Origin of the sequence: Bacillus songklensis (assembly GCF_042649685.1) — a bacterium.
Taxonomy (GTDB): Bacteria; Bacillota; Bacilli; order Bacillales; family Bacillaceae_H; genus Bacillus_BA; species Bacillus_BA songklensis.
Genome location: NZ_JBHRZT010000020.1, coordinates 186764 through 199787, shown reverse-complemented (window position 1 = coordinate 199787; position 13024 = coordinate 186764). Strand labels below are relative to the sequence as shown.

General features: G+C 39.7%; 18 protein-coding genes. 14 read left to right on the top strand and 4 right to left on the bottom strand.

Annotation, left to right across the window (positions count from 1 at the left end; genetic code table 11):
- The first annotated feature begins 3 nt into the window (after positions 1–3).
- The 7 genes from qcrB to ACFOU2_RS03960 all read left to right on the top strand — a co-directional run bounded on the left by qcrB (position 4) and on the right by ACFOU2_RS03960 (position 4159).
- Positions 4–678, top strand: a complete 675-nt coding sequence (gene qcrB / locus ACFOU2_RS03990; RefSeq protein WP_377912421.1) for a menaquinol-cytochrome c reductase cytochrome b subunit — start codon at positions 4–6, stop codon at positions 676–678.
- 70 nt (positions 679–748) lie between these two features.
- Positions 749–1519, top strand: a complete 771-nt coding sequence (locus ACFOU2_RS03985) for a menaquinol-cytochrome c reductase cytochrome b/c subunit (RefSeq protein ID WP_377912419.1) — start codon at positions 749–751, stop codon at positions 1517–1519.
- 169 nt (positions 1520–1688) lie between these two features.
- Positions 1689–2279 (top strand): DUF1405 domain-containing protein, encoded by a 591-nt coding sequence (locus ACFOU2_RS03980; RefSeq protein WP_377912417.1) that lies wholly within the window; start codon positions 1689–1691, stop codon positions 2277–2279.
- 44 nt (positions 2280–2323) lie between these two features.
- Entirely contained in the window at positions 2324–2737 is a 414-nt protein-coding gene (ylbD, locus tag ACFOU2_RS03975; RefSeq protein ID WP_377912415.1) for a YlbD family protein, read from the top strand.
- 12 nt (positions 2738–2749) lie between these two features.
- Positions 2750–2989, top strand: coding sequence for a YlbE-like family protein (locus ACFOU2_RS03970; RefSeq protein WP_377912413.1), 240 nt, complete (start codon positions 2750–2752; stop codon positions 2987–2989).
- A 70-nt stretch (positions 2990–3059) separates the two neighbouring features.
- The gene (locus tag ACFOU2_RS03965) at positions 3060–3485 is read left to right on the top strand and encodes a hypothetical protein (RefSeq protein ID WP_377912411.1); all 426 of its coding nucleotides are present in this window, start codon (positions 3060–3062) and stop codon (positions 3483–3485) included.
- A gap of 224 nt (positions 3486–3709) precedes the next feature.
- A complete protein-coding gene (locus tag ACFOU2_RS03960; RefSeq protein WP_377912409.1) occupies positions 3710–4159 on the top strand; it encodes a YlbF family regulator in 450 nt (149 codons plus the stop codon).
- Positions 4160–4252: 93 nt separating this feature from the next.
- Here the strand turns inward: ACFOU2_RS03960 and ACFOU2_RS03955 are convergent, their stop codons facing one another.
- A complete protein-coding gene (locus ACFOU2_RS03955) occupies positions 4253–4573 on the bottom strand; it encodes a hypothetical protein (protein ID WP_377912407.1) in 321 nt (106 codons plus the stop codon).
- Between the two features lie 143 nt (positions 4574–4716).
- On the opposite strand from ACFOU2_RS03955, the gene ACFOU2_RS03950 reads away from it, so the two are divergent.
- Positions 4717–4992 (top strand): YlbG family protein, encoded by a 276-nt coding sequence (locus tag ACFOU2_RS03950; RefSeq protein ID WP_377912405.1) that lies wholly within the window; start codon positions 4717–4719, stop codon positions 4990–4992.
- A gap of 40 nt (positions 4993–5032) precedes the next feature.
- Here the strand turns inward: ACFOU2_RS03950 and ACFOU2_RS03945 are convergent, their stop codons facing one another.
- Positions 5033–5422, bottom strand: coding sequence for a DUF7147 family protein (locus ACFOU2_RS03945; RefSeq protein ID WP_377912403.1), 390 nt, complete (start codon positions 5420–5422; stop codon positions 5033–5035).
- A 644-nt stretch (positions 5423–6066) separates the two neighbouring features.
- Here ACFOU2_RS03945 and rsmD point away from each other — a divergent pair.
- Both rsmD and coaD read left to right on the top strand, forming a co-directional pair.
- On the top strand, positions 6067–6621 hold the full coding sequence (rsmD, locus tag ACFOU2_RS03940; RefSeq protein WP_377912401.1) for a 16S rRNA (guanine(966)-N(2))-methyltransferase RsmD: 555 nt from the start codon (positions 6067–6069) through the stop codon (positions 6619–6621).
- 37 nt (positions 6622–6658) lie between these two features.
- On the top strand, positions 6659–7141 hold the full coding sequence (coaD, locus tag ACFOU2_RS03935; protein ID WP_377912399.1) for a pantetheine-phosphate adenylyltransferase: 483 nt from the start codon (positions 6659–6661) through the stop codon (positions 7139–7141).
- A 175-nt stretch (positions 7142–7316) separates the two neighbouring features.
- Here coaD and ylbJ read toward each other — a convergent pair whose 3' ends face one another.
- Positions 7317–8537, bottom strand: coding sequence for a sporulation integral membrane protein YlbJ (ylbJ, locus tag ACFOU2_RS03930; protein WP_377912397.1), 1221 nt, complete (start codon positions 8535–8537; stop codon positions 7317–7319).
- Positions 8538–8714: 177 nt separating this feature from the next.
- Between ylbJ and ACFOU2_RS03925 the strand changes: the two genes are divergently transcribed.
- Positions 8715–9512 carry a patatin-like phospholipase family protein gene (locus ACFOU2_RS03925; protein ID WP_377912395.1) on the top strand — a complete coding sequence of 266 codons (798 nt, stop codon included), beginning with the start codon at positions 8715–8717 and terminating at the stop codon, positions 9510–9512.
- Positions 9502–10524 (top strand): SepM family pheromone-processing serine protease, encoded by a 1023-nt coding sequence (locus tag ACFOU2_RS03920; RefSeq protein ID WP_377912393.1) that lies wholly within the window; start codon positions 9502–9504, stop codon positions 10522–10524. Before ACFOU2_RS03925 ends, ACFOU2_RS03920 begins: the two co-directional genes overlap by 11 nt.
- Positions 10525–10646: 122 nt before the next feature.
- Here the strand turns inward: ACFOU2_RS03920 and ACFOU2_RS03915 are convergent, their stop codons facing one another.
- The gene (locus ACFOU2_RS03915; protein ID WP_377913568.1) at positions 10647–11867 is read right to left on the bottom strand and encodes a nucleotidyltransferase; all 1221 of its coding nucleotides are present in this window, start codon (positions 11865–11867) and stop codon (positions 10647–10649) included.
- A 369-nt stretch (positions 11868–12236) separates the two neighbouring features.
- On the opposite strand from ACFOU2_RS03915, the gene ACFOU2_RS03910 reads away from it, so the two are divergent.
- A complete protein-coding gene (locus ACFOU2_RS03910) occupies positions 12237–12755 on the top strand; it encodes a YceD family protein (protein ID WP_377912391.1) in 519 nt (172 codons plus the stop codon).
- Positions 12756–12823: 68 nt separating this feature from the next.
- Positions 12824–12997, top strand: a complete 174-nt coding sequence (rpmF, locus tag ACFOU2_RS03905; protein ID WP_377912389.1) for a 50S ribosomal protein L32 — start codon at positions 12824–12826, stop codon at positions 12995–12997.
- Positions 12998–13024 lie beyond the last annotated feature (27 nt).

Here is a 13024-nt window from a genome sequence, read left to right as displayed (position 1 = left end):
TACATGTTAAATAAAATTTATGACTGGGTTGATGAACGTCTGGATATTACGCCTTTGTGGCGCGATATTGCAGATCATGAAGTACCAGAACATGTTAACCCGGCTCACCATTTTTCAGCATTTGTCTACTGTTTCGGCGGTTTAACCTTTTTCGTGACAGTCATTCAAATCCTGTCAGGCATGTTTTTGACAATGTACTATGTACCAGATATTAAAAACGCCTGGGAGTCTGTCTATTACTTACAAAATGAAGTCGCTTTCGGACAAATTGTACGTGGGATGCATCACTGGGGAGCAAGTTTAGTTATCGTTATGATGTTTTTACATACACTTCGCGTCTTCTTCCAAGGGGCATACAAAAAACCACGTGAATTAAACTGGATTGTCGGTGTTCTTATTTTCTTCGTAATGTTAGGTTTAGGTTTCACGGGTTATCTTTTACCTTGGGATATGAAAGCGCTCTTCGCGACAAAGGTAGGTTTACAGATTGCGGAATCTACGCCGCTCATTGGTGTGCAAGTGAAAACGCTGCTGGCGGGTCACCCTGAAATCGTCGGGGCTCAAACATTGACACGTTTCTTCGCGATTCACGTATTCTTCTTACCGGGAGCCTTACTTGGTTTAATGGGAGCCCACTTCTTAATGATTCGTAAGCAAGGTATTTCTGGTCCACTATAAAATTCAGCAGTTATGGAAAATATGAAAGTACAAACGTATCACCCTACAACAAAAGGAGGGAGAAAAAGAAATGCATCGAGGCAAAGGGATGAAATTTGTCGGAGATTCGCGTGTTCCAGCCGTAAGAAAACCGAATATTCCGAAAGATTACTCTGAATATCCAGGAAAAACAGAAGCTTTCTGGCCAAACTTCTTGTTAAAAGAATGGATGGTAGGTGCAGTATTCTTGATTGGTTACTTATGTTTAACAGTAGCCCACCCATCACCGCTGGAGCGTATCGCTGACCCTACGGATACAGGATATATTCCGCTACCAGACTGGTATTTCTTATTCTTGTACCAATTATTAAAGTATTCATATGCATCTGGTCCATATAACGTAATCGGTGCATTCATCATGCCGGGAATCGCATTTGGTGCATTACTACTGGCTCCGTTCATTGATCGCGGTCCTGAGCGTCGTCCTTCCAAGCGTCCGCTTGCGACAGGATTCATGCTTTTAGCTCTGGCTTCTATCTTCTACTTAACCTGGGAATCTGTTGTCACCCATGATTGGGAAGCGGCAAAAGCCCAGGGTAAAATTGTAAAAGAAGTAGCCATTGACAAAGAGGCTGATGGATATAAAATCATGGAAAAACAAACATGTTTAACATGTCATGGTGAAAACCTTCAAGGTGGTCCTGCAGCACCGGCTTTAACCGAAGTTAAACTTTCTCCGGAAGAAATCGCTAATGTAGCGAAGAATGGTAAAGGCAATATGCCTCCTGGTGTCTTTAAAGGAACGGACGAAGAGTTGAAAACATTATCAGAATTTATTGCAAGTATCGGAAAGCAAGAATAAAGCGCATACAAACCCTCTGCTTTTATTAGCAGGGGGTTTAGCTTATTATAAAAGCTATATTGAGATATGTTGTTTCTCCATCCATTTCTGTCAAAAATGTAAAAATCAACTTGTTTCTTCAACAAATCCATACATAATCGAAAAGAACTGATAAAAGAGAGGGATGCGCATGTACTGGATTACATACATATTAAAGGATAAACGCTTTTTATCGTTAATGCTGCTCATCAATGTTTTAGGTACGGTATACGGCTATATTTGGTATGGGAGTCAACTGGCGGATACTCCTCCAAAATTTTTGGCATTTGTGCCTGACAGCCCGACGGCAAGCTTATTTTTTGTCATTGTTCTCGTGGGGTTTTTATTGAAACGAAATTTTCCGTTGTTTGAAGCACTGGCCATCGTTACTTTATTTAAATACGGTATTTGGGCTGTTGTCATGAACTTATTAGTCTATGCTGTAACAGGTTCATTGGGTATTGTTGGATTGATGCTTATCCTTTCCCATTTAGGAATGGCTGTTCAGGGATTGCTTTACGCCCCATTTTACCGCATCAAGCCGATTCATCTCGCTGTGACGGCCATCTGGACCTTACATAATGATGTCATTGATTATGTATTTTTCATGATGCCCCGCTATAGCATGCTGGATGAATATATAGCGCAAATTGGCTATTTTACATTTTGGCTTAGTATCATTTCAATTCTTCTTACCTATTTTTTATGCATTCATAAAAATGGGCGCACCTTTTCTGTTTAATTGCCTACAATATAGTAGGCTAATGACATACGAGGTGAGTTGGAATGAGTAAAACAACAAAAGAGCTCCATCCGTCCATTGCCCAATTTAAAGAGTTTGTCAAAAGATACCCAAAACTTGTAAAAGAAGTGCGAGCCGAACGGAAAACTTGGCAAGAATTATATGAAGACTGGTATTTGTTTGGTGAAGATGATCCAACATGGAAACAGTATCGGGATGAGCGAGCAGTAAAAGAAGAGAAAAGTGAAGAAAAAAATGAAGAAAAAAATGACTTTTTGGGGAAAGTTTTTCAATCGTTAAAAAACATGGATGTCAATCAGATGCAGCATCATATTGCAAATGTCAATTCAGCCATTGCAAATATTCAGCAAGTAATCCAACAATTCCAGCCGAATAAACCTTCTGGCGGTTCCGGTTCATCAGCTCCCCAACACCCATTTGGTTTTCGAAAAGATTAGGATGGATAAGATATGCGAAAAAACGTGTACGAATACTTGCGGTCGAAACCAAAACTGATTCAGTTTTTAAGGGAACAGCCGATCTGGTATCGTAGGTTAACAAGAAATCCAAATGAATTGGAGCAGTTTGAACTGGCTTCTATGAATTATTTTAAACAAACCATTCCAGATAAAGTTCAAAAGTTTACCTCTTCCGTTGAAATGGCCAATATGATGCTTCATATGTACCAAGCAATGAGACAACAGGGCTAGCTCATAATCAATCTCCTATTGATAAAAATCAACAAACTGGCAAACACTATGCTCAAAGGAGTGATGGTGTTTGCGTATTCCTGTTTCGATTTGTTTAGCTGCTTTATTGCTCGGAGCATGCAGCAATGATAAGCCAAAGCCTGAAACACGTATGGAAGTGGTTCCTATGAACGTTGTCCAAACAAAAGAAGAAGCGGTGGAAACCTTAAAATCTTCTTCCAATCGATCCATGATCGTTCATCAGCATGTAAGAGGAAACAATGTATATGTAGAGTGTATTGTAAACAATTTTTCATTTGCAGAAACGGGACAAAACACTCAAGATGGAAAAGGTTATTTGCAGCTTTATGTAGATGGCAAGAGAATGGAGCCCATCTCCCAAGCCGCTTTCATTATTAAAAATCTTGCGCCTGGAAAACATACAATCCAATTGGAATTAATGAAAAGCAGTAAGAAAAGCTATGGTTTAAGTAAAACATTTGAAGTGGTCATCTAGCAGTTAAAATGTTACCCAAGATTTGCTGTATAAGCTTTAAAAGATGTTTTCCTATTTTAAATTGAAATGAAACCCTTGATTTTTCTCGATCTTTCATGACGGTTCTTTTTTTGGAGGAGGTCTTTTCCTGCATGTTCTTTATGCAGGCGGAAGCTTCCTCTTTCTTTTATTTTTCATCTAGGTTTATTTCATGGTAAAATGAAAAAGGAGGTGAAGCATGCAACATGCTCGCAACATTAGAATTAGTTGACATACTTGAAGAATCTGAAGCGATTGCCCAGATGATCGTTCACTCTGAAATTGGAGTGCAATATCGTCACAGTTTAAATAAATTAAAGCAAGACAAGGAAGCACAGCGTTTAATTTCGCAGTTTGTACAGATGAAGGAACGATATGATGAAGTCCAAAGGTTTGGTAAATACCACCCGGACTACGAGATGGTGACAAAAGAGATTCGCTATTTAAAGCGTGCGGTAGACTTAAATGAAAAAGTGGCTGCATTTAAGAAAGCAGAAAATGAAGTGCAAAAGCTGCTGGATGAAGTGAGTGTATTGCTCGGTAAATCTGTTTCCGAATATATAAAAGTGCCAACTGGAAATCCATTTTTCGATTCGCTTTCCAGTTGTGGAGGCGGTTGTGGAGCGGGCGGCAGCTGTGGCTGCAGCTCGAAGTAAGACTGCCATTTATTGTTGAGGCCCTTTTCTAAAGGCCATGTTATTTATAAGGTTTTTGGACCGTTAAGCAAGAAAAAATGTTTACGAAAGCATTCATTGTTTAAAACGGGTGCAATCACTGCATACATTTCCGCAGCAAAACATTTTTTGCTGCGGAACATAAAAACGATGCCTGTAAATTAAAAGGTTTTTTTCTGAACGAACGAAAACGGTGTCGAATGTGATGGACTTTCCTTGAATAGCTTGTTTGGATGAGGCGGCAATCGCCTCATCTATTTTTAATTGTGGTGTATCGGGAAGAGCAAATTCAATATAGATAAAGGGAATACCGGCAATCACTTTTTTTGTACAAGTTCTGACATGAGGATGCCGCTGCAATTGGATCAGGAAAGTATTCCATACTTCTTCTAACATTTTGTTCTCACCTTTTACGCAGGATGAAATGAAACTAACGTTTTATCATACATATGCAGAATAATTGAAATGATGAATGGTTATTGCCATACATAAAAACGATATGCTAGACTGATATAAAGTTAGGTTAAAGGGGATTGGCTATGTTTGTGGAACGACAAGGCTTAATTGTTTATATACATTCTGTAAAACAGGCAAAGGCATTGAGGAGATATGGAAATGTTCACTACGTATCAAAGGATTTAAAGTATGTTGTATTGTACGTGAATATGGATGAGGCAGAGGCGGTAATGAAAAAACTGCAATCCCTTCCGTTTGTGAAAAATGTCCAACCTTCTTACAAGCCGTATTTGAAAACCGAGTTTGAGAACTCTAAACCCGATAAAGCAAAAGAATATGATTATAAATTAGGGATCTAAACATAAAGGGATGGCGAAACTGCTCGCCATCCCTTTATGTTTATTGCATGAACGGAATGTAGCGGTTCATGCGTAGAATACCTATTAAATGTTGATAGTAAAGCTCCTTCTCAGCAAATATTGTAGAAGGCTTAACATCTAAAGTAATGATGTTTTTGTTCAGTTCTTCTGCTAATTGCTCAAATAACCGGATTCGTTTGCTCGATTTTCCAGGTGTGTACGTGATTCCTTCACGGCATATATATAATGGCTGGAAATCTCCTTCAGCAGTTGGATGAAGCACCACGACAAACGAAGCCGCTGACTTGTCCCCTTTTGTAGTTTGTAACATCATCAGGTGGGCTAAACGATGCTGATTGCTTTTTGCAAGTTCAAAAAGCTCATATATATCTGAATATCCTTCTCCGAGTTCAATAAAACGCTGTATCATAAAAGACCTCCTTCAATCCAAAAACAGTTATCCCGCATTAACGGCCAGCAAGATCCCCACTGATGGAAGTTTCCTTTATGATAAATGTACCATTGAAAAAGGGGAGAGTAAACAGAAAAAAACCCTGCAACTTACGCTGCAGGGCCCTTCCAACGTTAATCAACAACACATATGAGTTGTCAATCAAATTAAGAAGGCAAAGGGAGAGGAGAAACCGGAGGAAGAACTTATGGGGAAACGTAAGTCTTCTCCGCGGTTGGCAACAACATCCCATCGAGATGTTGTTACTATTAAGTATGACCATTTCATGTAGGCCTATACATAACAATAAAATTTTTTGTCATCGATGCATATAAGGACGATTTTTACTAGGCGTATGAAGGGTTTTTATGTTAGGATAGGAAAGAATATGTATATAAATCCACCTAAAGAATAGAACAGGGATAAAAACCATCCATGTTACATTCTTTAGGTATGAGCCTTCGCCCATTTCCCTTACGGATCTTGGTCGAAGGCTTTACGAGAACCTTTTTCACGTATTCAAGATGTAAGAACAAGAAGGCGTGAATAGGGGAAGGATCGATAGCAAATGTTAAAAAAATTAATTTGGATTTATATAGTAAACATATGAGGTAGTGATAAGAATGAGAGTAGTATCAGGAAACTGCAAAGGACGGCCATTAAAAGCCGTACCTGGCATGACAACACGCCCAACAACAGATAAAGTAAAAGAAGCCATTTTTAATATGATTGGTCCTTATTTTACCGGAGGAATCGGTCTTGACTTGTTTGGTGGCAGCGGGGGACTAGGCATTGAAGCATTGAGCCGCGGTTTTGATAAAATGATTTTTGTTGATCGGGATGGGAAAGCGATTCAAACGATTAAGGCAAATTTAGCGGTATGCGGCTTCGAAGATCGAGCTGAAGTGTATCGAAATGATGCTGAAAGAGCATTGAAGGCCGTCCAAAAGCGAGAAATGATGTTTGATTTAATTTTACTGGATCCGCCATATAAAGCCCAAAAATTGAAAACGCTTATCGAAATGATTGATGGGCAGCGATTATTATCAAAAGAAGGAGTAATTGTTGCGGAGCATGACAATGATGTTGGCCTTCCTGATCAAATCGGACGCTTTTCAAAAGTGAAGTTTGAGGTATATGGAATTACGGCCATTTCTATTTATCAGTATAGCGATTGAGAAACGAAAGGCTTTGTCATAATAAGGGGGAAGCAGAATGGGGAGTATTGCAATTTGTCCGGGGAGTTTTGATCCGGTTACAAACGGTCATCTGGATATTATTAAAAGAGGGGCAAAAGTATTTGATACAGTCTATGTGGCAGTCTTAAATAATGCAGGCAAAAATCCTTTATTTACTGTGGAAGAGCGTGTGGAATTGTTAAAAGAAGTCACAAGTTCCATTCCCAATGTAAAAGTGGAATCCCACAGCGGTTTGCTCATGGAATACGCCAAGAATAAACAAGCAAATACCATTTTGCGTGGATTGCGTGCTGTCTCTGATTTTGAATATGAAATGCAAATTACGTCTGTTAACCGTGTCATCGAAAAGAATATTGAAACGCTGTTTATGATGACAAACAACCAATATTCCTTTTTGAGCTCGAGTATCGTAAAGGAAGTTGCTAAATATGGGGGAGATGTTTCCGAACTGGTTCCTCCGATTGTAGAAGAAGCGTTGCTTAAAAAATTTAATTTGTAGGCTGTACTGAATTTTAGTGTTAATTTTTGGCCCATACGGAGAAAAAGTATTTTCTCAACGTTTTCATTTCGAACGAATGAATCAAAATAGTGTAAATTAACATTGTTCTTTCACAACCCAGTTTGTATATGAAAAAGCTTGCCTAATTTCTATGGCAAGCTTTTTCATATGGGAGTTAATTTGTTTTCCATCTATTTACACGCAGGTGAATGTAGAGGCAAAGAGAAAAAATGGTTAGCAACGGACCGTACTGAATGCATGTTTGTACGTATTCATTCAAAAAGTCAAACGAGTATGTATGACTCAGGAAATCGGGCTCCGCTGGTCTTACAGTCGGCTGTGCTGACAGTATATAGGGACTAAGCGGCTTCCATAGCAAGAGAGAAAATATCACCGAAAACAGGCCGTGAAAGAGGCGGGCTATAAAAAAAGGTGAAAATCGAATGTCAGTCTCGGATAAAATGCTTGCTACCTGCGCTTGCACGGAAAAACCGCTAAAAGCCAAAATGAAACTGACAATCACGATTTGCTGCCATAATGCGGCCTCGTTTACCTGGCTTGTCATCTGGCTGCCAAGGGTGATTTCAAATATTCCGGAAATGAGCGGAAGGCTCAAATCTTTTGATACCCCAAAAAGCGTTAAAAGATAAGAGAAGAAGCTGCTTATCATAGTGGTTATGCTCATGATAGAAAGTAAGCGATTTAGCACAGAGAACAAAATAATGAATCCGCCAATCATGAGTAAAGTTTGAATAGAGGAAGTAACGGCATCTCCCAATAGTTTGCCAATTGGTCTTTTATCTTTCAATCGGGTCTCATGCATTTCGAGCAGAGCGTTTTTAATAGAGCATGCCCTTTTTTCCCGTTCATCTGTTTTATTTTTAATCCCGTGAAATCTCATTACGAAACCGACACAAAGGTTTCCCAGATAGTGAGATAAAGCTAATATGATGCCGACGTTAGGGTTTTTGAAAAAACCGACCGCAATGGCCCCGAAAATGAACAAAGGATTTGACGAGTTTGTAAATGATACTAACCTCTCCGCTTCTGAAGAAGTAATCTGTCCTTCCTGACGAAGTCTTGCTGTTAGTTTTGCCCCTGCAGGAAAGCCTGAAGCCATTCCCATAGCCAGGACGAATCCTCCGACCCCGGGGACGCGGAATAACGGCCGCATAAAGGGTTCTAATAAAACACCTATAAATCGGACGACTCCAAAGCCGATGAGCATTTCTGAGAAAATAAAAAAAGGAAGCAAAGAGGGGAACACAACAGTCCACCACATGTTCAAGCCACGAATAGATGCATCAAAAGCTTCTTTTGGATAAATAATGAGTGCACTTGCTAATATGGAGGCTGAAACCGCGAGAGCAAGTGTTTTAACAAACGATTTATTCAACCACGACTCCTCCTATCCTTTCTTCCATCATGCATTGTATATAGAAAAGTGATAAAATCACATCTAAGGGCACTTTGCGCTTCAATGGAAAGTTTGTACATATATTACTATACGAGTTTAGGGGATTGATTTAGACCATAAGAATAATATAGAGGACAACGGAAGGAGGCATGTGGATTGAGCGGCCCGAAAATTGGATTGGCGCTTGGGTCAGGTGGAGCAAGAGGATTTGCTCATCTTGGAGTCATTAAAGTGTTGACGGAGGCTTCCATTCCGATTGATTATATCGCTGGAAGTAGTATGGGAGCATTGATTGCTGCATTTTATGGAACGGGTTTGGATGTTGAACGATTATATAAAATTGCTCAAGCATTTAAGCGGAAATATTATTTAGACTTTACGGTGCCTAAAATGGGGTTTATTGCAGGGAATCGGATTAAAGAATTGGTGCGTGTGTTTACTCATGGAAAGCGGATAGAGGAATTAAATTTGCCGATCGCGATTGTGACAACAGATTTAAAAACGGGGGAGAAAGTGGTGTTTCGTGAGGGACCTGTTGCGGATGCTGTGAGGGCCAGCATTTCCATTCCGGGAATTTTTGTTCCGGAGAAAATCAACGGGCGCTTGTTAGTAGATGGTGGTGTGGTGGATCGTATACCGGTGTCTGTAGTCAAGGAGATGGGAGCTGATTTTATTATAGGTGTTGATGTTTCCCGTGTTAAGATCAACGCGGAAATTAGTTCTATATTTGATGTGATTTTACAAAGCCTCGATATTTTGCAGGATGAATTAGTGAAACACAGAGAGGTTGCCTCTAATATTATGATTAGGCCTCATGTTGAAATGTTCAGTTCCAGGGCGTTTACCAACATCCAAGAAATTATTGCAATCGGTGAGGAGGAAGCTCGTAAACAATTACCGAAAATTCAGGTGTTGATTGATAAGTGGAAGGAGAAACAACAAGATGAAATCTAGAAGAAATATAGCCGCTGTGACGTGCGGGGTGATTCTTGCCTTTATTCTTTCTTTTTATCCTCTGCCATATTACATAACAAAGCCCGGCATGGCGCAAGACTTATCTCCGATTATTAAAGTGGAAGGGGGGTACGAAGAAGAGGGAAATTTAATGCTGACAACTGTCAGCATGGCAAAAGCAACTCCTTTAGCCTATGCCCTCGCTCGTGTGCAGGATTTTCAAGAAATTTACCCTGTTCAGGACATTCGGCAAGAGGGGGAAAATGACGAGGAATATACATATAGACAATTAAACATGATGGAAACCTCTAAAGAATCTGCCATATTAATTGCCTATAAGCATGCAGGCAAGAAAGTGGAGATTAAAAATCATGGTGTATATATCCTGGGAATTATTCCTAACATGCCTGCAGAAGAAAGGTTGCAGGTAGGAGATCGTGTATATAAAGTTGATGGGAAAAATATTGAGACGAGCGAAGAATTTGTCGAATATGTGACAAACAAGAAGCTTGGGGATAAGGTGAAGATCGAATTCCAGCGGGACGGAAGCAATCAAGCAGCAGAACTGAAGGTTGCACCATTCCCGCAATTCAAGAACAAAGTTGGACTGGGCATCACATTAGTCACAGATCGAGAAGTGAAGGTGAAGCCTGATATCAAAATAGATACAGAGAAAATTGGCGGACCATCCGCCGGATTGATGTTTTCACTGGAGATTTACAACCAGCTTACGAAAGAGGACTTAACGAGAGGATACGAAATTGCAGGAACGGGGACGATTGATGATGAAGGGCGTGTCGGTCCAATTGGCGGCATATCTCAAAAAATTGCAGCGGCTGCCAACTCGGGGGCAGAAATCTTTTTCGCCCCGAATGAAAATGGAGCCAAGGGTTCAAATTATCGTGAAGCTTTGGCGACAGCCAAAAAAATCGATACGGATATGAAAATCGTGCCGGTAGATACATTTGAAGAAGCTGTGAACTACTTGAAATCTTTAAAAGAAAAGAAATAAAAGAAGAGGGCAGGTCAAGAGCATAAAGAATATGCTTTTGACCTGCCCTATCAGTTCATCTAATCCTTGGGGAGAGACAGAAAGCCCCTGCCAAGTGAAGTTTCACTTTATATAAAATGGTTTCAATCAACTAAAATAGGCGGGATTCGATATTCGTTAAATAAAAATTTAGACCGTATCGGTTCCGGCAGTGCCAGCCCGTATATGCTCGTTGCTTTTATGTCTTGCTCTAGTTGGGGGTGTTGAAATTTCGATAACGTGGAAATGAATGGGAGACCCAGTTTTTTCTTTTGGAGCTTTAAATAAGCTTGTCCCTTTTTTGTCATTCCCAATAGACGGATATACGAGGCGGTTTGTTCTTTAAGCGCTGTCTCCATTTGTTCTTTTGTCGTATGATTTAAAATATGGACACACATCCGTTGCAATCTTGTCCATGTATAGCGCTTGTTCTTTACCGACCGAATAAACTCAGAAAAAGTTTTGCTCTGTTTAATATAATGCAAAAGTCGATACTCAATTCCTTCTTCTATTTCATATATCTCTTGCAATTGCTGAGGTGTCATGGTCAACAATTTATATTTCAAATAGGAAAAATAGTTTTCCCACTCATGGTAAAGTCCGTAGGTTAATAAATATTCATGCAAATACTTCCCTGTACTTTCAGGTATATATCGATCCACCGTTTGAAGGTTGGATTTTTTGGCAAAAAGAGCTTTGCGGATGCTAGTGGCACTTGTTACAGTAGAAGATGAAAGCTCTTCATCATGATAGTGAGATTGAATTCGTGTAATCGTATATGGTTTTATCGGGTAATTTTTTTGGACCAAAGTTTTAATATATGCATAACCTAAAATATTGTTAGGCTGGGATAGATCAAGAAGATTTTCTAAAGCACCAACTGTTTTTAGAGCAAGTGACAGGGCTCTTGGGTAGCTAAACCCCTCTTCCATGGCTCTTTGAACGTATAGGGATACTTTTTCGTGATGCCTGTGGTAGAAGCGTTCTGCGTGAAGAAAGGATTGGATATCTCCGTTTTCACTTCCAAAACAAAAGCTATCAACGTTCAAAGCAGATAAAATAGACATGGCGCCGCTTGCAAATAAATCTGCGTGCTGGGTGGAAAAGGCGTAAGGGAGTTCAATGACAATATCGACCCCGCCTTCAAGTGCCATTTTCGTTCGTGCCCATTTCGAGACAAGAGCAGGTTCACCGCGCTGTAAAAAATGGCCGCTCATAACAGCGACAACACAATCGGCTTCCGTTTGTTTTCTAGATTCCTGGACATGATAAAAATGTCCGTTGTGAAAAGGATTATATTCTACAATGATTCCAACAGCCTTCATCATTTTCCCCTCTTTGTATAATAAAATGAAACTTCCGACGCACAGAGTTTGCCGCCCATTGAAGCGGAATAAAGTGACACTAATCATGTTCTTTTGGGACACCTCATCAAGTGAATCACCGTGGAGGATTTAGTAAAATCAAGAGTTTCCGTGACGATTCATTTGATTAAAAAATGTTATAATATAGAGGAAGACCTTTTGAGTAGCTCCAGACGGCCGAATGAAAGTAACTGTTTTTGGTAAATTGCCAAAAAACGTGGTAAAGTAGTATGTAATGCTTAATACAAGTTAATTATAGTGTAAAGAAAAAATATTGACAAATAATCCTGCCAAAGCTATAATTACCTTTGTTGCCTTGAGGTGATGAAATTGAAATGGTCTGTACATCAATTATATAAGTTACAGCAAAAAGGCTTAAAACTAGATGAATATGTGGATATGAGCGAAGCGAAAGAGGTTGAACCTCAAATTCGCGCAATCAAGCCTGTTCATGTAACGGGAAGAGCTGACATCAGCACGACGAAGGTTACGTTTCATTTGAATATTTCCGGTGAGATGACACTTCCTTGTTCGCGAACGCTTGTGGATGTTCCATATCCGTTTCAGGTAGAAACAACAGAAACATTTATGTTAAAGCCCGTTGAGTTTGAGCTTGAAGAAGATGTACATTATGTCAAAGGAGAAGTAGTGGATCTTGATCCCATTATAAAGGAACACATACTTCTTGAAGTCCCAATGCAAGTATTCTGTGAGAATCCTAATGCTGAGGGAGCTGCACCGCAATCAGGAAAAGATTGGGAAGTCGTCACGGAACAAGAAAAGATCGACCAAATTGATCCCCGTTTAGCGGCGTTGCAGAACTTCTTTAAAAAAGATGACAAAAAGTGAAAAAATAGCGAAGAACCGGCATTATCCGGCCTTCAATATGATTAAATCCTGTTAAGGAGGTGGGAATAATGGCTGTACCTTTTAGAAGAACATCTAAAACAAGAAAAAGATTGCGTCGTACGCACTTCAAATTACAAGTTCCTGGTATGGTAGAATGCCCAAATTGTGGTGAAATGAAACTATCACACCGCGTATGTAAAGCATGCGGAACTTATAAAGGAAAAGAAGTAGCTAGCAAATAATATTTGTTAACCTTCTGGAAGCACAGG

Coding starts and splice junctions, on each gene's coding strand:
- ACFOU2_RS03920 (WP_377912393.1), top strand. CDS start 9,502: ATGAAATCTAGAAGAAATATAGCCGCTGTGACGTGCGGGGTGATTCTT.
- ACFOU2_RS03980 (WP_377912417.1), top strand. CDS start 1,689: ATGTACTGGATTACATACATATTAAAGGATAAACGCTTTTTATCGTTA.
- coaD (WP_377912399.1), top strand. CDS start 6,659: ATGGGGAGTATTGCAATTTGTCCGGGGAGTTTTGATCCGGTTACAAAC.
- ACFOU2_RS03945 (WP_377912403.1), bottom strand. CDS start 5,422: ATGATACAGCGTTTTATTGAACTCGGAGAAGGATATTCAGATATATAT.
- rpmF (WP_377912389.1), top strand. CDS start 12,824: ATGGCTGTACCTTTTAGAAGAACATCTAAAACAAGAAAAAGATTGCGT.
- ACFOU2_RS03955 (WP_377912407.1), bottom strand. CDS start 4,573: ATGTTAGAAGAAGTATGGAATACTTTCCTGATCCAATTGCAGCGGCAT.
- ACFOU2_RS03950 (WP_377912405.1), top strand. CDS start 4,717: ATGTTTGTGGAACGACAAGGCTTAATTGTTTATATACATTCTGTAAAA.
- ACFOU2_RS03960 (WP_377912409.1), top strand. CDS start 3,710: ATGCTCGCAACATTAGAATTAGTTGACATACTTGAAGAATCTGAAGCG.
- ACFOU2_RS03985 (WP_377912419.1), top strand. CDS start 749: ATGCATCGAGGCAAAGGGATGAAATTTGTCGGAGATTCGCGTGTTCCA.
- ACFOU2_RS03970 (WP_377912413.1), top strand. CDS start 2,750: ATGCGAAAAAACGTGTACGAATACTTGCGGTCGAAACCAAAACTGATT.
- qcrB (WP_377912421.1), top strand. CDS start 4: ATGTTAAATAAAATTTATGACTGGGTTGATGAACGTCTGGATATTACG.
- ylbD (WP_377912415.1), top strand. CDS start 2,324: ATGAGTAAAACAACAAAAGAGCTCCATCCGTCCATTGCCCAATTTAAA.
- ACFOU2_RS03915 (WP_377913568.1), bottom strand. CDS start 11,867: ATGAAGGCTGTTGGAATCATTGTAGAATATAATCCTTTTCACAACGGA.
- rsmD (WP_377912401.1), top strand. CDS start 6,067: ATGAGAGTAGTATCAGGAAACTGCAAAGGACGGCCATTAAAAGCCGTA.